The 22247-nt window shown below is 67.7% G+C and carries 11 protein-coding genes and 1 tRNA gene; 10 read left to right on the top strand and 2 right to left on the bottom strand.

Features of this window, described 5'->3' with window-relative positions; translation table 11 throughout:
* Window positions 1–191, bottom strand: a 191-nt coding sequence (locus B4C31_RS07300) for a hypothetical protein (RefSeq protein ID WP_291531946.1), incomplete at its 3' end; no start/stop codon positions are given.
* Between the two features lie 208 nt (window positions 192–399).
* Here B4C31_RS07300 and B4C31_RS07295 point away from each other — a divergent pair.
* Complete coding sequence (locus B4C31_RS07295) at window positions 400–1380, top strand: biotin--[acetyl-CoA-carboxylase] ligase (RefSeq protein WP_291531945.1); 981 nt, start codon at window positions 400–402, stop codon at window positions 1378–1380.
* Between the two features lie 100 nt (window positions 1381–1480).
* On the opposite strand, the gene B4C31_RS07290 is transcribed toward B4C31_RS07295, so the two are convergent.
* A complete protein-coding gene (locus B4C31_RS07290) occupies window positions 1481–2041 on the bottom strand; it encodes a biotin transporter BioY (RefSeq protein ID WP_291531944.1) in 561 nt (186 codons plus the stop codon).
* Between the two features lie 274 nt (window positions 2042–2315).
* Here B4C31_RS07290 and B4C31_RS07285 point away from each other — a divergent pair, with 274 nt between their 5' ends.
* From B4C31_RS07285 to B4C31_RS07245, 9 genes are all read left to right on the top strand, one after another.
* Window positions 2316–4175 carry an acetyl/propionyl/methylcrotonyl-CoA carboxylase subunit alpha gene (locus B4C31_RS07285; RefSeq protein WP_291531943.1) on the top strand — a complete coding sequence of 620 codons (1860 nt, stop codon included), beginning with the start codon at window positions 2316–2318 and terminating at the stop codon, window positions 4173–4175.
* Window positions 4172–5779, top strand: coding sequence for an acyl-CoA carboxylase subunit beta (locus tag B4C31_RS07280; protein WP_033508279.1), 1608 nt, complete (start codon window positions 4172–4174; stop codon window positions 5777–5779). The genes B4C31_RS07285 and B4C31_RS07280 overlap by 4 nt, the downstream gene beginning before the upstream one ends.
* Window positions 5780–5826: 47 nt before the next feature.
* A complete protein-coding gene (locus B4C31_RS07275; protein ID WP_291531942.1) occupies window positions 5827–15204 on the top strand; it encodes a type I polyketide synthase in 9378 nt (3125 codons plus the stop codon).
* A 193-nt stretch (window positions 15205–15397) separates the two neighbouring features.
* A complete protein-coding gene (locus tag B4C31_RS07270; RefSeq protein WP_291531941.1) occupies window positions 15398–17209 on the top strand; it encodes an alpha-amylase family protein in 1812 nt (603 codons plus the stop codon).
* Between the two features lie 210 nt (window positions 17210–17419).
* Window positions 17420–17890, top strand: a complete 471-nt coding sequence (locus tag B4C31_RS07265; RefSeq protein ID WP_291531940.1) for a holo-ACP synthase — start codon at window positions 17420–17422, stop codon at window positions 17888–17890.
* A 40-nt stretch (window positions 17891–17930) separates the two neighbouring features.
* Window positions 17931–18004: transfer RNA gene (locus tag B4C31_RS07260), tRNA-Gly, on the top strand.
* A 161-nt stretch (window positions 18005–18165) separates the two neighbouring features.
* The gene (locus B4C31_RS07255) at window positions 18166–18834 is read left to right on the top strand and encodes a hypothetical protein (RefSeq protein ID WP_291531947.1); all 669 of its coding nucleotides are present in this window, start codon (window positions 18166–18168) and stop codon (window positions 18832–18834) included.
* A 112-nt stretch (window positions 18835–18946) separates the two neighbouring features.
* Window positions 18947–19216, top strand: coding sequence for a 30S ribosomal protein S15 (rpsO, locus tag B4C31_RS07250; protein ID WP_033505335.1), 270 nt, complete (start codon window positions 18947–18949; stop codon window positions 19214–19216).
* A gap of 209 nt (window positions 19217–19425) precedes the next feature.
* Window positions 19426–22053 carry a polyribonucleotide nucleotidyltransferase gene (locus tag B4C31_RS07245; RefSeq protein ID WP_291531939.1) on the top strand — a complete coding sequence of 876 codons (2628 nt, stop codon included), beginning with the start codon at window positions 19426–19428 and terminating at the stop codon, window positions 22051–22053.
* Window positions 22054–22247 lie beyond the last annotated feature (194 nt).

Raw genomic sequence — 22247 nt, 5'->3', positions numbered from 1 at the left:
CCCGCCAATCCCCAGCGGGCTCCGGCGGCGAGCCCGGCCAGCCGGGTGCGGCGGGGGCGTATGGCCACGGTTTCGACGGTGGCTCCGGCGGCGGCATCCCCCGAAGGAGTAGTGTGAGCGCTCCCAGCTGTGGATACAAGGTGTCGGCCGTCGTCGGCATGCATCATATCCACACTGGAAGGCTCGGTCATGGATGGCAATTGTACAATGCGCGGATGATTGCCGGGTGCGGATCCGCCGTACCCTCGCAAAAGCTTCGACGTGGAAGGGGCTGTGCCGGAGGCCATGATGGGAGCAGGACAATCGTGCCGGTCCGCGTCATCGGCATGAGTGCGTGGCTCAGCCGGAACGACCGCATGCGCCGTACAAGTTGGAGGCCATGGGCGATAGGGTGGAATCATGAATGGAAACGAGTCTGAAGCGATGCGGCGTCTGCCGCGTACCTGCCGCGCCGCCGACCGGGTGCTGTGGTTCGACGAGGTGGATTCGACGAATACGGTGGCGCGCCGGCTGCTGGCCGAGGCGTGGCAGCCGGTTGACGTCGCGGGCCCGGATGTTGCCGGGGCCGCGACCGCTGCGGCGTGTGCCGGTGCTGCGGGTGCGTTTGGCGACGCGATTGCGGATGCCGCCGCCGAACCGCCCATCGCTGTGATCGTGGCCGACAGCCAGACCGCCGGCCATGGCCGACTTGGGCGGCAGTGGGTGAGCCGGCCGGGGGAGTCGTCGATGGTGTCCTTCGCCACGGTGCTGCCGCAGTCGCTGGTGACCGATTCCCGCGTCAACGGCTGGCTGCAGATGATCGCCGGCCTGGCCGCGATCGACGCGTTGACCACGGCACTGGCCGAAACCGGAGCAGACCGCTGTTGCGCGAGCCACGGCCCTAAAGACGACTGCGCATTGATGTTGAAATGGCCCAATGACGTGTTCCTGCACGGCCGCAAGTTGGGCGGCGTCCTCTTGGAATCGGTGATGCCGCCCGCCGCGGACACTCCGATGGCGGGCCTGGTGATCGGTATCGGGCTCAATCTGAATCTTCCCGCCGACCATCTGCCTACGGAACAGGCCACATCGCTGCAATTGCATCGGGCGCCGCTGCCCGACCCGCTCGAGTTGCGTGACCGCATCGCAGCCGGAACCGTGATCGCGTTGCGGTCACGCATGCGGGCCTTCGCGGTCGATCCTACAGATTATGCCGTCGCCTTGCGCGACGAGACCGAAGCGTTGTGCTGGACGCTTGGCCGCCGCGTCGAGGCGCGGATGACGGATGGCTCGGTGACGCGGGGAGTCGCAACGGCTCTGAACCCTGATGCATCATTGACGGTGCGCGCCGATGATGGCGTGGATCATGTGGTGCGCACCGGCGACGTCGGCGTGCTCTAGACGTGACGTGTCGCGGTTCGGTACCCCGACCGGGAATATGGATGGCGATCGCGGACCAGTCGGGTTGGGCACCGTGGCCCGCGATCGGGATGTGCGTGGCTTACAGGCGGCTGATGCCGGCGGCGGCCAACGCGGCGACGGCGGCCTTGACCAGATCGCCGATGACGAAACCGGCGGAGGCCAGGGCCACGGCGGCGAACGGCACGCCGGTCATCACCGACTGCATCGTGATGCCGAACGCGTAGACCACCACAACGCAGCCGGCCAGGCAGGCGGCGAAGTAGCGCAGCGCGGTCAGCCGGCCCTTGGCAGCGCCCTTGAGCAGTGCGGTCACCACCACGCCGGGCAGGAATCCGATCAGGAAGCCGCCGGACGGGCTGACCAGGGAGGCGGTGGCCATGCCGCCGGCGAACACCGGCAGACCGGCCGCGCCGGCGCCCAGGTACAGACACACGGATGCGGCGGCCTGGGCCGGGGTGAGCATCAGGCCGGCCAGCATGACCACGAAGGTCTGCAGCGTGATCGGCACCGGGGTGCCCGGGATAGGCACGGCGCCGGCGGCGGCCGACGCCCACATCAGCACGGAGAACAGCACCGGCAGGGCCACGGGCTTGGCGCGGGCGGCCGTGGTGCGGGCGATTGCGGCGATGCGGTTGGACATGGGAGCCTCCATTCATAATGGGTCGTGCCCTCCGCGGCGCATGCGGCCGACGGCCATCGGACCGGTGGGGAAGGGCTGTGATGCCGCCATTGTAGGGACGGGTGTCCGGCGCGGGGCGCTGTGGGAGCCCACAAAAAAGCGGGTGCGGTGTTGTACCGGGGGATACGGGGCCGTAGGTTACGGCGGCGTTTGTGGAACCGTACAAAAGCGGGCGCGATGTTTTGTAGATTCCTGGCTGACCGCGCGGGGCCGCACCGGCATAAGTTTGGATATCATGGGCAAACGTATCGAAAAAGTGTTGGTCGCCAATCGCGGCGAGATCGCCCTGCGGGTGGTGCGCACCCTCAAGGAGATGGGCATCGCGAGCGTGGCCGTCTACGCCGAACAGGACCGTGAATCGCAGTATGTGAGCATGGCCGACGAGGCGTACCTGCTCTCGGGTGACACCTACAAGGACACCTACCTCAACGAGGAGCTCATGCTGGAGATCCTCCGGCGGTCCGGCGCCGATGCCGTGCATCCGGGGTACGGGTTCCTCGCCGAAGTCGCCTCCTTCGCCGAGAAGGTCGCCGCAGCCGGTGCGGTCTGGATCGGCCCATCCCCGAAGGCATTGACCGACCTGGGTGACAAGATCACCGCCCGCCGCGTGGCCACCCGCGCCAAGGTCCCGCCAGTCCCGGGCCTGTCCGAATCGGCTACCGACATCCACGCGCTGTTCGACTTCGCGCACACGCACGGCTTCCCGATCATGATGAAGCGCACCGACGGCGGTGGCGGCCATGGCATCACGATCGTGCGCAACGACGACGAGCTGCGCGGCTTCTACCTGAACCACGATTCGCTGCAGGGCGGCGACCTGAAGGAATACTTCATCGAGCGTTTCATCGACAAGGCCCGCCACGTGGAGACCCAGTGCGGCCGCGACAGCCACGGCAACTTCACCGTGTACTCCACGCGCGACTGCACAGTGCAGCGCCGCAACCAGAAGCTCATCGAGGAGGCGCCGGCGCCATTCCTGGACGAGTCCGTGATCCGCCAGCTCACCCAGTATTCCGGCAACCTGTTTCAGGCGGTCGACTACGTGGGCCTGGGCACCTGCGAGTTCATGGTCACCCCGCAGAACAAGGTGTACTTCCTGGAGGTCAACCCGCGTCTGCAGGTCGAGCATACGGTCAGCGAGGAGGTGTGCGGGCTGGACCTGGTGCGCGAGCAGATCACCATCGCCGAAGGCGGCGAGCTGACCGAAGCCCCCGAACCGCGCGGCCACAGCTTCGAGCTGCGCATCACCTGCGAGGATCCGGCCACCAACCTGACCCCGAGCTCGGGCACGCTGACCCGCATCGCCTGGCCGTCCGGCGCCGGCATCCGCATCGACTCCGGCGTCAAGGAGGGCGACACCGTCTCCCCGAAGTTCGATTCGATGATGGGCAAGCTCATCGTCACCGCGCAGGACCGTGCCGCAGCCGTGGCGCGCGTGCGCCGCGCGCTGGGCGAGCTGGTCATCGAGGGCGTGCCCACCCCGGCCAGCCTGTTCGAACAGATCTTCAACGACCCGGACTTCACCGCCGAGAACGGCCACGCCTTCGACATCTCCACCAAGTGGCTCGAACGCACCTACCTGAACCGCGAACCCGGTTCGCTGAGCGCCGGCCAGCCCGCCTCGCTGAGCGCGGGGGCCGCGGAGACGCCGAAGACCGCCACCGAGTCCTTCGTCATCGAGATCGACAACCGCCGCGTCACGCTCACCGTGCCGCAGGACATCGTCGACAACCTGACCGGTTCCGCCCGCGCCCGCGGCGCCAAGCTGCCGACCCAGCCGCTGCGCGGTCAGGGCCTGCACAACGTGGCCGCCAAGGCCGCGGCCGATGAGGGGCAGTCCGGCGTCATCGCCTCGCCGATGCAGGCCGTCGTCACGCGCATCAACGTGGCGGAGGGCCAGCAGGTGTCCAAGGGCGACCTGCTGGTGGTGCTCGAATCGATGAAGATGGAGAACTACGTGTACTCGCCGGTGGCGGGCACCGTCACCAAGATCTTCGTGGGGCCGGCCGCCGGCGTGGAGGCCGGCGAGACGCTGGTCACGCTCGACATCAACGGCGCATCCAAGCCCGAGCAGGAGGAGGGTGAAGCCAAGTGACCGATATCATGACAGCCCCCGCCGTCGTCAAGGCCATGGAGAACGGCGGCGCCTCGGACAAGCAGCCGATCCGCGCGGCCATCGTGCGCGCGGCCGAACTCGCCCGTGACGCCGAGGAGCACGCCCGCACACGCCAGCACGCCAAGGGCAAACACACCGCCCGCGAGCGCCTGGACCTGCTGTTCGACACCGGCTCCTTCCAGGAGATCGGCCGCTTCGCCGGCGGCGACATCAACGGCGGCAAGGCCGGCTCGGCCGTCATCACCGGCTTCGGCGAGATCTACGGGCGCAAGGTCGGCGTGTACGCGCAGGACTTCTCCGTGCAGGGCGGCACGCTCGGCGCGGCCGAAGGTGCGAAGATCTGCCATCTGATGGACATGGCCCTGGAACTCAAGGTGCCGGTCGTGGCCCTGATCGACTCGGGCGGCGCCCGCATCCAGGAGGGCGTGGCCGCGCTCACCCAGTACGGCCGCATCTTCCGCAAGACCTGCGAGGCCAGTGGCTTCATCCCGCAGATCTCGATCATCCTCGGCCCCTGCGCCGGCGGCGCCGTCTACTGCCCGGCCCTGACCGACCTGATCATCATGACCCGTGAGAACTCCAGCATGTTCGTCACCGGACCCGACGTGGTCAAGGCCGCCACCGGCGAGACGATCAGCATGGACGACCTCGGCGGCGGCCTGGTGCACAACGCCACCTCCGGTGTGGCCCACTACCTGGGCGAGGACGAGGCCGACGCCATCGACTACGCGCGCACCGTGCTGGCCTACCTGCCGTCCAGCTCGGACGACAACCCGCCGACCTTCGCCTATGCGGCCACCCGCGGCGATCGTGCCGTGGCCGAGCGCCTCGGCACGATCGTGCCGGAGAACGACCGCCAGCCCTACGACGTGCTCGACGTGATCCGCTGCATCGTGGACTACGGCGAGTTCGTGCAGGTGCAGGAGCTGTTCGCCCCCTCGGCGGTCGTCGGCCTGGCCTGCGTGGAGGGTCATCCGGTCGGCATCGTGGCCAACCAGCCGAACGTGAACGCCGGCGTGCTCGACGTGGACGCCTCCGAGAAGGTGGCCCGGTTCGTGCGCCTGTGCGACGCGTTCAACCTGCCGGTGATCACCCTGGTGGACACCCCGGGCTACAAGCCGGGCGCCGAACAGGAGCATGCGGGCATTATCCGCCGCGGCGCCAAGGTCATCTACGCCTACGCCAACGCCCAGGTGCCGATGGTCACCGTCATCCTGCGCAAGGCCTTCGGCGGCGCGTACATCGTCATGGGCTCCAAGTCCATCGGCGCGGACATGAACTTCGCGTGGCCGTCCAGCCAGATCGCGGTGCTCGGCGCGAAGGGTGCCGTCAACATCATCCACCGCAAGGAGCTGCAGAAGGCCAAGGAGATGGGCAAGGACGTCGAGGCGCTGCGCACCAAGCTCGCCGACGACTACGAGGCCACCACCGTCAACGCGAACCTGTCCCTGGAGATGGGCGAGATCGACGCCATGATCGACCCCGAACAGACCCGCGAGGCCATCGCCGAATCGCTGCGCCTGCTGGCCGGCAAGAAGCGTGTCCGCCGCACCACCAAACACCACGGCAACCAGCCGCTGTGACCGACGACCTGAACAGACTTGAACCAAACAGAAGAAAAGGAACAGCAATGACCGATACCATGTTCTTCCTCAACCGTCTGGCGGCCGAGCCCCACGCGCTCGCCTTCGGCGGGCAGTCCACGCCGTGGACTGTCGCCCTGGCCGACCAGACCACCGACCCGATGCTTGAGGTGTCACTGAAGGACCATATGGCCGCCGCCAACCGGCTGCTCACCCCGGTGAGCGCCGACCTGCTGGCCGCCAACGGCCGCCCGGTGGACCTGTTCGGCTTCGACGCGAATCCGGCCAAGCTCGGCCCCGCCGCCGACGCCGCGGCCTCCGTGCCCGGCATCGCGCTGGCGCAGCTGGGCGCGCTGCTGGACATGGCCGGCCTGGGCTATGACCCGGCCGCCGCCAAGCCCGTCGCCGTGCTCGGCCACTCCCAGGGCGTGCTCGCCGTGCACATGGTGCAGGCCGCCATGGCCGCCGGTTCGATTGAGGCCGCCGCCGAGCAGATCGACGAGATCCTGGCCATCGCCCAGCTCATCGGCGTGGCCGGCGCCCGCCAGACCAAGCTCATCGCGCTGAACGCCAAGGTCGGCGAGGCCACCCCGATGCTGTCGGTCAAGGGTGCCACCGTCAAGCAGGTCGAGGCGCTGATCGAGCGCGTCGCCACGCCGCGCGGCCCGATCTCCATCGCCGTCACGAACGCTGTCGACAACCAGGTGCTCTCCGGCTACCCGGAGGATCTGGCGTCGTTCGTCACCGAAGCCGAGAAGGAGCACAAGCACCAGGCCAAGTTGCGCGAGGAGAAGGTCCGCGGCGGCTCGGTGTTCAACCCGGTGCTCGAATACCTTGAGGTCACCCTGCCGTTCCACTCCCCGCTGATGGCCGACGCGGTCGCGCAGACCGTGGCCTGGGCGCAGGCCTGCGGCCTGGACGGCAACCGTGCCCGCGCGCTCGCCGACGAGGTGCTGGTCAACCATGTGGACTGGGCCGCCCGTGTCCACGACCTGATCGACGCCACCGACCCGACCAAGCTGTGGGTGGTGGACATGGGCCCCGGCGCGACCGCCGGCAAGCTGATCTCTGCCAACGTGCAGGGCACCGGCGTCGGCATCGTTGAGGCCACCACCGGCACCGAACGCGCCGCGCTGGCCACGCTGGACGGCGACCCGGAGCGCACCCAGAACTGGAAGGATTTCGCTCCGAGCGTCATCCACACGCCCGCCGGAGACAAGATTCGTACCAAGTTCAGCGAGCTGACCGGCAAGGCGCCGGTGCTGCTTGCCGGCATGACGCCGACCACCGTGGATCCGGAGATCGTGGCCGCGGCCGCGAACGCCGGCTACTGGGCGGAGATCGGCGGCGGCGGCCAGGTGACCGCCGACGTGTTCGACCGCAACGTGGCCAAGCTTGAGGAACAGCTCGAAGAGGGCCGCACCGTTGAATTCAACGCCATGTTCATGGACCGTTACCTGTGGAACCTGCAGTTCGGCTCCCAGCGCATCGTGCCGAAGAAGCGCGCTTCGGGCACCCCGATCGACGGCGTCGTCGTCTCCGCCGGCATCCCCGAGCTCGATGAGGCCAAGGCGCTGGTCGCCTCGCTGAACGCCGACGGCATTCCGTACGTGGCCTTCAAGCCGGGCACTGTGGATCAGATCCGTCAGGTGGTGCGCATCGCCAAGGCCGTGGCCCCGACCACGATTATCGTGGAGGTCGAGGGCGGCGTGGCCGGCGGCCACCACTCCTGGGAGTCGCTGGACGACCTGCTGCTCAACACCTACGCCGACGTGCGCGCCTGCCGGAACCTGGTGCTCGTGGCCGGCGGCGGCATCGGCACGCCGGAGCGCGCCGCGGACTACATCTCCGGCCAGTGGGCGCGCGCCTACGACATGCCCGACATGCCGGTGGACGGCGTGCTGGTCGGCACGGCGGCCATGACCGCCAAGGAGGCCCACACCAGCCCGCAGGTCAAGAAGATGCTCGTCGAGACCCCGGGCATCACTGACTTCACCCCGGACCCGGACCCGTTCGCGCCGCGCGGCGAGAAGTGGGTGCCGTCCGGCAAGGCCGTCGGCGGCGTGACCTCCGGTCTGAGCCATCTGCATGCCGACATCTACGAGCTGGAGAACGCCTCCGCCCGCTGCGGCCGCCTGCTGGTGCGCGTCATGAAGCACCCGGAGGAGCTGGACGCCCGCCGCGGCGAGATCATCGAGGCCCTGAACACCACCGCCAAGCCGTACTTCGGCGACCTCAAGGATATGACCTACCTCGAGTGGGCCGAGCGCTTCGCCGAGCTGTCGTTCCCGTGGGCCGACTGGACCTACGCCGAGCGCTTCCTGCACTTGCTGCAGCGCATCGAGGCCCGCGTCTGCTCGCAGGAGTCCGGCGAGCTGGATTCGCTGTTCGCCGACCGCGCCGCCGTGGAATCCGACCCGCAGGCCGCCATCGCCAAGCTGCGCGCCGCCTATCCGCAGGCCGCCGAGCTGAAGGTGACCGCCGCCGACGTGGCCTGGTTCCCGACCCTGGTGCGCGAGTTCCCCAAGCCGATGCCGTTTGTGCCGGTCATCGACAACGACCTGCTGCGCTGGTGGGGCCAGGATCAGCTGTGGCAGTCTGAGGACGCCCGCTACTCCGCCGATTCCGTGCGTATCATCCCCGGCCCGATCTCCGTGGCCGGCATCACCACGATGGACGAGCCGATCGCCGACATCCTCGGCCGCTTCGAGCACGCCGCCGTGGAGCGCGTCAAGGAGGCCAACAATGGCGAGACCACCGAGGCCTTCGCCGAGCTGGGCGCCTGCGCGGACGCCGAGGCGTTCATCCGCAGCTGCCCGAACATCTCCTGGGTCGGCCATCTGATGGCCAACCCCGCCTACGGCACCGCCAACGGCGACGCGGACTACGAGATTCGCCACGTCGGCACCGGCGAGGACGGCGAGCTGTTCGATCTGGACATCCATCTGGACACCTACTGGGACAACGATCCGGACGGCGGCCTGTCCAAGCACGCCGTGCGCGACATCGTCATCCCGCTGGTCGTCAACGGCACCGAGTCCGGCCTGTTCCCGGTCGTGGACCGCGACCGCCTGCCCGAGCACGTCTACGCGATGCTCGCCGCCACCGCCGGCATCGGCAACACCGCCATCACCGGCGACGAGCTGACCGCTATGCCGGTCATCGAGAAGAGCGCCGACAAGGCCGCCCGTCCGTTCGGCGAGGCGCACGCCACCTACACCCTGTCCGCCAACCTCGGATTCGACCACGAGGCCGCCACCGCCGGCACCCTGCCGCAGAACCTCAAGGCCTCGCGCATCGCCCCCGACGCGCTGGTCGGCCCGGCCTGGCCCGCCATCTACGCGGCGCTCGGCTCCGTGTACGTCAACGGCTTCCCGGTCATCGAGGGCCTGCTCAACGCCGTGCACCTCGACCACCTCATCGAGCTCGAGGTCACCGAGGAAGAGCTGCTCGCCCATACCGGCGAGACCATCAGCATGACCAGCTGGGCCGAGGACTACTTCGAGTCCGCCTCCGGCCGCGTGGTGACCATCCATGTGGACCACGCCGCCGCCGACGGCACCGTGCTCGCCCACGAGACCGAGCGCTTCGCGATCCGCGGCCGCGCCTATTCCGACGCGCTGCCCGCCGAGGCCCCCGACTACGGCGACTACCTGAACTTCCACCGCGGCGAGCTCGCCGCCAAGGAGACGACGTTCGCCCTCGACGGCATGGACGCGAACGAGTCGCTCACCGATTCGACCCCGCGCCGCCTGCTGCGCCGCGTCAAGGTCACCGCCCCGCACGAGATGACCGCGTTCGCGCGCACCTCGGGCGACTTCAACCCGATCCATACCTCGCACCGCGGCGCCGCCATCTCCGGACTGAGCGCCCCGCTCGTGCACGGCATGTGGCTGTCCGCCACCGCCCAGCACGTGGCCCAGGCCACCGACGACAAGGGCGCCCACTATGAGATCGCCGGCTGGACCTACAACATGTACGGCATGGTGCAGCTGGACGACGAGGTGGAGATCTCCGTCGAGCGCGTCGGCAAGGTCCGCCACGGCGGCATGCTGCTGGAGGTGACCTGCCGCATCGACGGCGCGATTGTCTCCCGTGGCACCGCGGTCACTCGCGCCCCGAAGGCCGCGTTCGTGTACCCCGGCCAGGGAATCCAGCAGCAGGGCATGGAACTCGACGCCCGCGCCAAGTCCCCGGCCGCGCGTGAGGTCTGGGAGCGTGCCGACCGGATCACCCGCGAGCAGCTCGGCTTCTCGATCATCGCCGTCGTGCGCGATAACCCGAAGGAGCTCGTGGCCAACGGCGTGCGCTACTACCATCCGGATGGCCTGCTCAACCTGACCCAGTTCACCCAGGTGGCGCTCGCCACCGTGGCGTTCGTGCAGACCGCGCGCCTGCGCGAATCCGGCAGCGACATCTGGCCCGCCTACTTCGCCGGCCACTCGCTGGGCGAGTACAACGCGCTGAGCTCGTTCGCCGGCATCATCCCGCTGGAGACGGTGCTCGTGCTCGTGTTCCACCGCGGTTCCGCCATGGACAGCCTGGTCGAACGTGACGCCAACGGCCGCACGAACTACCGCATGGGCGCGCTGCGCTCCAACCAGTTCGGCATCGGCGACGACGGCGTGAACGAGTACGTGCAGTCCATCGCCGAGCAGACCGGCGAGTTCCTGCAGATTGTCAACTACAACCTCTCCGGTTCGCAGTACGTGGTCGCCGGTACGGTGGCGGGCCTGAAGGCCCTGGGCGCCGACGCCGCGCGCCGTGCCGCCGAGTACGGCGGACGCAAGCCGTTCATGGTGCTGCCCGGCATCGACGTACCGTTCCATTCGCGCATGCTGCGCAACGGCGTGCCGGACTTCCGCGACAAGCTCGACGCGCTGCTGCCGCAGTACATCGACTACAGCCGCTTGGTCGGCCGCTACATCCCGAACCTGGTGGCCTGCCCGTTCGAGATGACCAAGGAATTCGCCGCCAAGATCCTTGAGGTCGTGCCCTCCGAGCGCATCAAGGCCGCGCTGGACGACCCGGCCGTGTGGGATTCCTACGCCGCCGACGACCAGAAGCTCGGCCGCCTGCTGCTCACCGAACTGCTCTCGTGGCAGTTCGCCTCCCCGGTGCGCTGGATCGAGACGCAGAACCTGATGTTCAGCGCCCGCGGCATCGGCGGCCTGGGTGTGGAGCAGCTCGTGGAGGTCGGCCTCGGCAATTCGCCGACGCTGGCGAACATGGCCGCCAAGACCCTGAAGTTGCCCGAGTTCTCCGGCCGCGACGTGACCGTGTACAACGTGGGCCGCGACGAGGCCCGCGTCACGATGGCCGACTCCGATTCGCTGGTCGTCGAGGAGGAATCGGAGGAGACCGCGGTCGAGTCCGCCCCGGCCGCGCCGGCGGCTCCGGCGGCCGCGGCCCCGGCCCCGGTCGAGTCCGCTCCGGCCGCCCCTGAGGCCCCCGCCGGCGCACCGTCCGGTGCCGCCGTGGCGGACATCCCGTTCAAGGCCTCCGACGCGATCGCGACCCTGCTGGCCTACTCGGCCAAGGTCCGCCCCGATCAGATTGGCGACAACGACACCACCGACACGCTGACCAACGGCGTCTCCTCGCGCCGCAACCAGCTGCTCATGGACATCAGCTCCGAGCTGGGCGTCGCGAGCGTGGACGGCGCCGCCGAGGCCTCGATCTCCGCGCTGAGCGCCCTGGTGGACAAGGTGGCCCCGAACTACAAGGCCTTCGGCCCGGTGCTCTCCGACATCGTGCGCGACCGCGTGCGCGGCATGTTCGGCGCGGCCGGCCTGAAGGTGGCCGGCATCGAGAAGCGTGTGACCGACACCTGGCAGCTCGGCGCCGGCTGGGCCTCCAACGTGGTGGCCACGCTGGTGCTGGAGACCCGCGAGGGCGCCTCCGCCCGCGGCGGCGATCTGGCCGGCATCGGCAGCGAGCCCGCGTCCAACGCGGCCGCCGCCAACGCCATGATCGACGCGGCCGTGCAGAAGGTCGCCGCCAACCACGGCGTCTCCGTGGCCATGCCGTCCGCAGGCGGCGCGGCCGGCGGCGGCGTGGTCGACTCGGCCGCGCTGGACGCCTACGCCGCCCAGGTCACCGGTGCCGACGGTGTGCTCGCCTCCACCGCCCGCTTCGTGCTGAACCAGCTGGGCCTCAACGCACCCGCCGCCGTCGACGAATCCGACGACAACGCCGCGGTCGTGGCCGCCGTCGAGGCCGAGCTCGGCTCCGACTGGCCCAAGCAGGTCGAGCCGCGCTTCGACGCGAACAAGGCCATCCTGTTCGACGACCGCTGGGCCTCCGCCCGTGAGGACCTGGCCCGCGCGTTCTACAACGGCGACGACTCCGTGCTCGCCTCCAGCTTCAAGGGCCTGGGCAAGACTATCGCCGACGAGGCCGCCTGGTTCGCCGCCAAGGCCAAGGAAGCCGGCAAGGACGCGTCCGCGTACGAGCGGATCGCGCAGGAGGCCATGGAATCCGTGGCCGATGACGCCGCCGCGTCCCGCTTTGCGGGCGATGTGGCCGTGGTGACCGGCGTGGCCCCGAACTCGATCGCCGCGCAGGTGGTCAACGGCCTGCTCGCCGGCGGTGCGACCGTCATCGCCACCTCGCACAGCTTCCGTGCCTCCGTCAAGGCGTGGGCCAAGCAGACCTATCGCGAGCACGCCACGGGCGAGGCCAAGCTGTGGCTCGTGCCCGCCAACCTGTCCAGCTACCGCGACGTGGACGCCCTAGTGGAATGGATCGGCAACGTCCAGAAGAAGACCACCGGCGCCACCACCACCATCCTCAAGCCGGCCTACCAGCCCGACCTGTTCTTCCCGTTCGCGGCCCCGCCGGTCCACGGATCGCTGGCCGATTCGGGCGAACTGTTCGAATCGCAGGCCCGTCTGATGCTGTGGGGCGTGGAGCGCGCGATCGCCGGTCTGTCCGCCATCGGCGCGGACACCGACGTGGCGCATAAGCTGCACGTCATCCTGCCGGGCTCTCCGAACCGCGGCATCTTCGGCGGCGACGGCGCGTACGGCGAGGTCAAGAGCGCCTTCGACGCCATCGTCAACCGCGCCCGCGCCGAGAAGGTGTGGTCGAGCCACGTGACCTTCGCCCACCCGAAGATCGGCTGGGTGCGCGGCACCGGCCTGATGGGCGGCAACGACCCGCTGGTCGAGGTCGTCGAGCGCCACGGCCTGAAGACCTACTCCACCGCCGAGATCGCGGTCAAGCTGCTCGAACTGTCCGACAGGTCCGCCCGCGAGCAGGCCGTCAAGGCCCCGCTCGACGTGGACCTGACCGGCGGCCTGGGCTCCGAACCGATCGACATCAAGGCTCTGCGCGCCGAGGCGATGGCCGACGCCGCAGCCAAGGCCGAGGCCGAGACGCCGGCGGACGAGTCGGCCGAACCGGTCGCCACGATCAAGGCCCTGCCGACGCCGCATGTGCCGCGTCAGGCCGAGGTCGACCTGGACGACTGGCAGGGCGTGACCGCCCGCCCGGAGGACGAGATCGTCATCGTCTCGATCGGCGAGCTGGGCCCGTGGGGCTCCGGCCGCACCCGCTTCGAGGCCGAACTGGGCATCCACTCGGACGGCACCGTGGACCTGTCCGCCGGCGCCGTGCTCGAGCTGGCCTGGAACATGGGCCTGCTGACCTGGCAGGATTCCCCGAAGCCGGGCTGGTACGACGCGGACGGCAACCTGGTGCCCGAGGAGGACATCGCCGAGCGCTACCACGACGAGGTCGTGGCCCGCTCCGGCATCCGTCCGTTCGACGAGGGCATGGGCAACGACTACAAGGACGGCGCCGACGAGGAGGAGGCCGAGGTGTTCCTCGACCACGACGTCGAGTTCTCGGTGCCGACCCGCGACATCGCCGAGGAGTACGTCAAGCTCGACGAGGCCCACACCTCGATGCGCGCCGACGAGGAGTCCGGCGAGTGGATCGTGACCCGTCACGCCGGATCGATGATCCGCGTGCCGCGCCGCGCCACGATGACCCGCACCGTCGGCGGCCAGTTCCCGAAGGGCTTCGACCCGCTCAAGTGGGGCATTCCGGCCTCGATGGTCGGCGCGGTGGATCCGATCGCGCAGTGGAACATCGTCACCACCGTGGACGCGTACCTCAACGCCGGCTTCACCCCGGCCGAGATCCTCAAGGCCGTGCACCCCTCCAAGGTGGCCAGCACGCAGGGCACCGGCTTCGGCGGCATGCAGTCGATGCGCAAGCTGTACCTCGACCGGTTCCTCAACCACGAGATCCCGACCGACATCCTGCAGGAGGCGCTGCCGAACGTGGTCGCCGCGCATGTGATGCAGTCCTACATCGGCGGCTACGGCAACATGATCCAGCCGGTCTCCGCCTGCGCCACCGCCGCGGTGTCGCTGGAGGAGGGCTTCGACAAGATCGCCCTGGGCAAGGCCGACTTCGTGGTCACCGGCGCGATCGACGACATCGGCGTGGAATCCGTGATCGGCTTCGGCAACATGAACGCCACCGCGAACTCGCAGGAGATGTACGACAAGGGCATCGACGCGCGCTTCTTCTCGCGCGCCAACGATCGCCGTCGTGGCGGCTTCCTGGAGTCGCAGGGCGGCGGCACGATCCTGCTGACCCGCGGCGACATCGCCCTGAAGCTCGGTCTGCCGGTCGCCGGCGTGGTGGGCTACATCCACTCCTTCGCCGACGGCGCGCACACCTCCATCCCGGCCCCGGGCCTCGGCGCCCTGGCCGCGGGCCTCGGCGGGCGCGACTCCAAGCTGGCCAAGGACCTGGCCGCGCTCGGCGTGACCGCGGACGACATCGCCGTGGTCTCCAAGCACGACACCTCCACCAACGCGAACGACCCGAACGAGTCCGAGTTGCACAACACGCTGGCCCACGCCATCGGCCGTACGGACGGCAACCCGCTGTTCGTCATCAGCCAGAAGACCGTGACCGGCCACGCGAAGGGCGGCGCCTGCATCTTCCAGGTCAACGGCCTGACGCAGCTGTTCAAGTCCGGCGTGATCCCGGCGAACGCGGCGCTCGACTGCGTGGACCCGAAGCTGGAGCGCGACGACCACATGGTGTGGCTGACCAAGCCGCTACACGTCGGCAAGGTCAAGGCCGGCCTGGTGACCTCGCTGGGCTTCGGTCACGTCTCGGGCTTCGGCGCGATCGTCAACCCGGGTGCCTTCGAGGCCGCCGTCGCCCATACGGCCGGCATCGAGGCGCTGGAGGAGTGGCGCCGCCGCGCCAACGAGCGTCTGGCCGCCGGCCAGCGCCGCCTCGAGGAGGGCATGATGGGTCATGAGGCGCTGTACGAACCGATTGACAACCGTCGCTTCCACGAGACCGGCCGCGGCTACGACGCGCACGAGGTCGAGAAGGCCATGCTGCTCGATCCCGACGCCCGACTGGGCGAGTCCGGCTACTACGAGGTCTGACCGGACCGCTGAACGGTCCCTCGGCGCACCCGAGCGGACCGTGAGCGCATGATGATGCCCCGCCACTTTGAATGTGGCGGGGCATCATCGTCTTCGGGGAGGCCTGGTGCGGGCGTGGCACGGCACTGTGCGTCGAACCGGTTTGATATTGTGATGCTTGGCGATGCACCCCGATGGACGAAGGAGTTTCATAATGGTTTCCGCCGCGATTGACAATACGTTCGGCAACCGTCTGGCCCGGCATCACGACGAATTGGACCAGCTGTTCATGAGCCTGTACGACGACCGTGCCGCACTCGAGGACCTGGAGCAGGCCATGGCCGCCGCCTACGAGGCCCGCCCCGATGATCTGAAGAAGCTCGACAAGCAGCGCGAGGCCGACCCCGACTGGTACAAGCGCGGCACGATGTTCGGCATGACCATGTACACCGACCTGTTCGCCGGTAGCCTGCGCAAGCTCGCCAACCGCATCCCCTACTTGGAGGAGCAGCACCTGACCTACCTGCACCTGATGCCGCTGCTCAAGATGCCGCACCCGCAGAACGACGGCGGCTACGCGGTCGAGGACTTCAACACCGTGGACCCCTCGCTCGGCACCAACGCCGACCTGGCCTCCCTGACCAAGAAACTGCGCAAGGCCGGCATCAGCCTGTGCCTCGACTTCGTGATGAACCACACTGCCTCCACCCACGAATGGGCCATGAAAGCCAAAGCCGGCGACCCCGAATACCAGGACTACTACTTCTGCTACGACGACCGCACGATCCCCGACGAATACGAGAGGACCACCCCGCAGGTCTTCCCGAACACCGCGCCCGGCAACTTCAGCTGGTGCGACGAGATGCACAAGTGGGTGTTGACCTCCTTCTACCCGTTCCAGTGGGACCTCAACTACCGCAACCCCAAGGTGCTGGTGGCCATGCTGACCAGCGCGCTGAGCCTGGCGAATCTGGGCGTGGAGGTGCTGCGCATCGACGCGGTGCCGTACATCTGGAAGCAGCTGGGCACCACCAGCCGCAACCTGCCGCAGGTGCACACTATCGTCCGTATGCTGCGCATCGCCCTCGAATGCGTCTGCCCGGCCGTGGTGCTCAAAGGCGAGGTGGTGATGGCCCCCAAGGAACTCGCCGCCTACTTCGGCACCCCGGAACACCCCGAATGCCACATGCTGTACAACGTCTCCACGATGGTCAACCTGTGGAGCGCGCTCGCCAACGGCGACACCCGTCTGCTCAAGGCGCAGATCGACGCGCTGGACGCTTTGCCCGAGAACTGCTGGTTCGTCAACTACCTGCGCTGCCATGACGACATCGGCTGGGGTCTGGACGAGCCGCAGGAGTGGAGGCTCGGCATCGACCCGTTCCGCCACAAGGAGTTCCTGTACCACTTCTACGAGGGTTCGGTCCCCGGCAGCTGGTCGATGGGCGAGCTGTACAACTACGACGCGGCCAGCGGCGACGCCCGCAGCTGCGGCACCACCGCCAGCCTGTGCGGCATCGAGAAGGCGCTCTACACGCATGACAAGCCTTCGCTGGAGCGCGGCATCGACCGCGACTTGCTCATGCACAAGGCCATGGCCTTCCTCCGTGGCTTCCCGATGCTCAACTGCGGCGACGAGATCGCCCAGCTCAACGGGTGGAACTACAAGGAGGACCCGGACCGCGTGGACGACAGCCGCAACCTGCACCGCAGCAAGTTCAACTGGCGCGCCGCCGAGAAGCGCAACGAGCCGGGGACGCTGCAGAACCGCCTGTGGGAGGGCATGGCCGACCTGCGCCAGATGCGCGACGACCCGTGCTTCGCGCCGGACGCATGGGTGACGACTTGGGACACGCACAACCAGTCGGTGCTGGCCATCGTGCGCAAGGTGGATGACGCGGTGCTGCTGGGCCTGTTCAACTTCTCGCAGGCCGACCAGACCGCCTACCTTGACAGCATCGAGGGCGTGGCCCTGCCCGGCAGCGAAACCCTCAAGCCGTACGAGGCCAGGATCATCCACTGCTGAGCCTTTCGGCTGTCTATCTGGCCCATTTGGCGCACTAGTGCGGATCCTATGCGTCAAATGGGCCATTTTGGTGTGGTGTCCTGAACCTTTTGCTGCAGGAGTGCGATGATTGTGCAGCAAATGATTCACATGACTGTGGCATTCCGAACCTTTTGGTGCAGGTGCATGGCGCTGATGCATCGGATGGGCGACATGCGGTAGCGTGGCGGTATGGATACTGAACGGATCGCCGATGCCTTGCCCTCGCATGCCGCAGTGGCGGGGCTGGGATACGACGTGGTGGACGTGGACGCGTTCGCCGCACAGTTGGCCGAGCCCGGCTCCCGGATGAGACTGTTGTTCTCCGCGCGCGAGCGACGGCAGTGCGCCATGCGTGCGCAGGCGAAAAATGACGGCGAGGCCGTGCACTACGCGGCCCGCTGGGCGGGGAAGGAAGCGGTGCTCAAGGCTTGGTGCGATGCGCTGGGTGGCCGTTCGGCGCCGTATACGCTGGACGACTACCCGTGGTCCCGCATCGAGATCCTCAATGATGCGTTGGGCTGCCCGCGCATCGTTCTCGCGCCTGATGTGCATGAACGGCTGGTCGCCTCGTTGGGGGAGCGCGATGTGGCGTGGCACGTCTCCCTGAGCCACGACGGGCCGATCGCCGCAGCCGTCGTCATACTTGCCAAAGACGCATAGTCATGTATAATGGCTCACGTTGTCTCGAAAGAGGCGGCATGCGGACGTAGCTCAATGGTAGAGCCTCAGTCTTCCAAACTGATTACGCGGGTTCGATTCCCGTCGTCCGCTCCACTCGAAAGGCCGCGGATTGTATCCGCGGCCTTTCGCATTGAACCGCCCCGGCTCTGCCGATACGTCGCGGTATGGTGGGACGCAGTGACTGCATACCGTCGAACCGGCAAGGGTGGGATATGAGCGAGGATGTCAGCATGCGGGAGAGCTCGGAGCGTGCGATGGAGGGATCTGCGCGCGGCGACGGCGGTCAAGGCATCGACCCGGCGGCCAACGGCGTATCCAAGCATCCCGTCGCGTCCATCCCCACAACCGACCTGTCCTTCGCGGATATCGAGCGCAGCCGGTCCCATCCGGTACGTTGGGCGTGCTACATCATTGCCGTGCTGGCCGCCATCATCGCCCCGTACTGGCTGGGGCGCATGATCGCGGTCAAGCATACCGCGTGGCTGGTCAGCCATCTGAGCGCCTTCGAGCCGCGTGGCGTGGCGCTGGTATCCTGGGCGGTCACGGTGCTGGCGCTGGCCGGATTGGGCATGATCATCGTGGAGTCGCATAACTGGCTCGGACGGATCATCTTCTTCCTGGGGCTGGTGGCCGAACAGTTCATTGCGGGGTTGTGCCTGCTGCGCTTCGATTTCTGGTATGCCACCTATGTGGTGTATGGCGATGACGCGGCCGTGCCGAACGCCGCGAACCTGGGCATCATTGCGGCCGGCGTGGCGGTGGCCGTGTACGCCGTGCTGTTCGTGGGGCTGTTGGTGATGATCCGCAAGGATTCGCCGTTGAACGTGCTGACGCGCAGCTGGGCCTCGTTCATCCTGTTCTTCGCGATCGAGGCGATCGCGCTGCTGGTGGTACTGTTCGGCGGTCTGCTGACGGCGGTGTGAGTTGGTCGCACCCTCCTGTATACTGTTCATTTGGCGTGTTTCGCCCGCGGATTGAGAGCGCCGCGACATCGGGTCGCAGGCACCGCGCAACGGGATATATAAGGAGGATGCCGTGGCACTTACGGCTGAACAGAAGCAGCAGATCATCACCGAGTACGCGACGCACGAGGGTGACACGGGCTCCCCGGAGGTCCAGGTCGCGCTGCTGAGCAAGCGCATCGCCGACCTGACCGAGCACCTGAAGCAGCACAAGCATGATCACCACTCCCGTCGTGGTCTGCTGCTGATGGTCGGCGACCGTCGCCGTCTGCTCGATTACCTGAAGCGTGTGGACATCAACCGTTACCGCTCGCTGATCGAGCGGCTGGGTCTGCGCCGATAATTGAATTCTTCCGCCCGGGCACGTGTGCTCGGGCGTTTTGCATGTCGGCTTTCTGACGAGGGATGAACGGCAACTGAGGCCCGGAACGGGCATGGATGATGAGGAAATCTGACACGAGGAACGCGCGGCCAGGTATGCCGCGCACGGCATGCACATGTGAAGGCAAGAACCAAGAAGCAAGTAGGAATTAGAACACAAAGGAGAAACCCTTGGAGGGTCCCGAAATCAAGGCCGTTGAGGCCGTAATCGACAATGGTTCGTTTGGCAAGCGCACGCTGCGCTTCGAGACCGGCCGCCTCGCCCAGCAGGCCGACGGCGCCGTGGCCGCGTATCTGGATGATGATTCGATGGTGCTGTCCACCACCACCGCCGGTTCCAGCCCGAAGGAGAACTACGACTTCTTCCCGCTGACCGTGGACGTTGAAGAGAAGATGTATGCCGCCGGCAAGATCCCGGGCTCGTTCTTCCGCCGTGAAGGCCGCCCGAGCTCCGAGGCGATCCTGGCCTGCCGTATCATCGACCGCCCGCTGCGCCCGCTGTTCCCGCACACGCTGCGCAATGAGGTGCAGGTTGTGGAGACGATCCTGGCCGTCAACCCGGATGACGCGTACGACGTCATCGCGCTGAACGCCGCCTCCGCCTCTACGATGATCTCCGGTCTGCCGTTCGAGGGCCCGGTCTCCGGCGTTCGTCTGGCGCTGATCGATGGCCAGTGGGTTGCGTTCCCGCGTTGGAGCGAGCGTGAGCGCGCCGTGTTCGAGATCGTGGTCGCCGGCCGCGTGGTGGACAACGGCGACGTCGCGATCGCGATGATCGAGGCCGGTGCCGGCAAGAACGCGTGGACCCTGATCTACGACGAAGGTCAGATCAAGCCGGATGAGGAGGTTGTGGCCGGTGGTCTGGAGGCCGCCAAGCCGTTCATCAAGGTCATCTGCGAGGCCCAGGCCGAGCTCAAGCGCATCGCCGCCAAGCAGACCAAGGAGTTCCAGCTCTTCCCGGAGTACACCGACGAGCTGTACGCCCGCATCGACCAGATCGCTCACGCCGATCTGGATGAGGCGCTGTCCATTGCGGAGAAGCTGCCGCGTCAGGACCGCATCGCCGAGATCAAGCAGCATGTCAAGGATGTGCTGGCGAACGAGTTCACCGACATGGACGAGGCCGAGAAGGAGAAGGAGCTCGGCAACGCGTTCAAGGAGCTGCAGCGCCAGATCGTGCGTCGCCGCATCCTGACCCAGGACTACCGCATCGACGGCCGTGGCCTGCGCGACATCCGCACGCTGTCCGCCGAGGTCGACATCGTCCCGCGCGTGCACGGCTCCGCCCTGTTCCAGCGCGGCGAGACCCAGATCCTGGGCGTCACCACGCTGAACATGCTCAAGATGGAGCAGCAGCTCGATTCGCTGTCCGGCCCGCAGTCCAAGCGTTACATGCACAACTACGAGATGCCGCCGTACTCCACCGGCGAGACCGGCCGCGTCGGCTCCCCGAAGCGCCGCGAGATCGGCCACGGCGCCCTTGCCGAGAAGGCGATCGTGCCGGTGCTGCCGAGCCGCGAGGAGTTCCCGTACGCCATTCGTCAGGTCTCCGAGGCCATCGGTTCCAACGGTTCGACCTCGATGGGCTCCGTGTGCGCCTCGACCCTGAGCCTGCTCGCCGCCGGTGTGCCGCTGAAGGCCCCGGTCGCCGGCATCGCGATGGGCCTGGTCTCCGGCGACGTGGACGGCCAGCACATCTTCAAGACCCTGACCGACATCCTGGGCGCCGAGGACGCGTTCGGCGACATGGACTTCAAGGTGGCCGGCACCTCCGAGTTCATCACCGCCCTGCAGCTGGACACCAAGCTCGACGGCATCCCCGCCGACATCCTGGCCGCCGCCCTGCAGCAGGCCAAGGAGGCCCGCACCACCATCCTCGAGGTCATCAACGAGTGCATCGACGGCCCGGCCGAGATGAGCCCGTACGCGCCGCGCATCATCACCACCACCGTTCCGGTGGACAAGATCGGCGAGGTCATCGGCCCGAAGGGCAAGATGATCAACCAGATCCAGGAGGACACCGGCGCCGAGATCTCCATCGAGGACGACGGCACCGTCTACATCGCCTCCGAGGGGGGCGAGGCCGCCGAGAAGGCCAAGCAGATCATCGACCAGATCGCCAACCCGCATGTGCCGGAAGCCGGCGAGACCTACAACGGCAAGGTCGTCAAGACCACCAGCTTCGGCGCGTTCGTGAACCTGACGCCGGGCACCGACGGCCTGCTGCACATCTCGCAGATCCGCAACCTGGCCAACGGCGAGCGCATCGACGCCGTCGAGGACGTGCTCAAGGAAGGCGACACCGTTGAGGTGATCGTGCAGGGCGTCGACGACCGCGGCAAGATCAGCCTGGCCATTCCGGGCTTCGAGGATCAGGAGTCCTCGGCTCCGCGCCGTGAGCGTGGCGACCGCGAGGATCGCCGTGGTGGCCGTGGCCGCCGCGACGACCGTCGTTCCGAGCGCGAGGATCGCGGCTACCGTTCGCGCCATGACTACGACGATGACCGCGATTACGACGATCGTCCGCGTCGCCGCCGCGATCGCGACGACCGCTACGATGACCGCGACTATGACGATCGTCCGCGTCGCCGCCGCGAATCCCGCGATTACGATCGCGACGATCGCCGCGATGACCGTCGTTCCGACCGTGACGACCGCGGCTACCGTTCCCGCCGTGACGACCGCAACCCGCGGTACGCCGCCGACGAGAACTACGACGAGTACCGTTCCGAGCGCGAGGAGCGTTCCGAGCGTCCGCGCCGTCGCGTCCGCCGCGACTTCGACCTGTTCGAGGACTAATGCGGTCGATGGTCGGTCGGCGGATCGGACCGCTGACCTGACCCTATGACGTCGGGAGCCCGCTGACCATGAGTCGGCGGGCTCCTTTGCGTATGCGGGTGTTCGATGGGGAACGCCGCCGCTGGTGTGCGGATTTCGTATGCTCTCGGCGTGTTTTCTGCAGAAAACTGCAGATGAGCTTGACTCATGCCGAA

The sequence above is a fragment of the Bifidobacterium sp. UBA4282 genome, from assembly GCF_002394995.1.
In the GTDB taxonomy this organism is placed as follows: Bacteria; Actinomycetota; Actinomycetes; order Actinomycetales; family Bifidobacteriaceae; genus Bifidobacterium; species Bifidobacterium pullorum_B.
The sequence above is the reverse complement of the archived record's forward strand: the minus strand, read 5'-3'. Positions and strand labels throughout refer to the sequence as shown.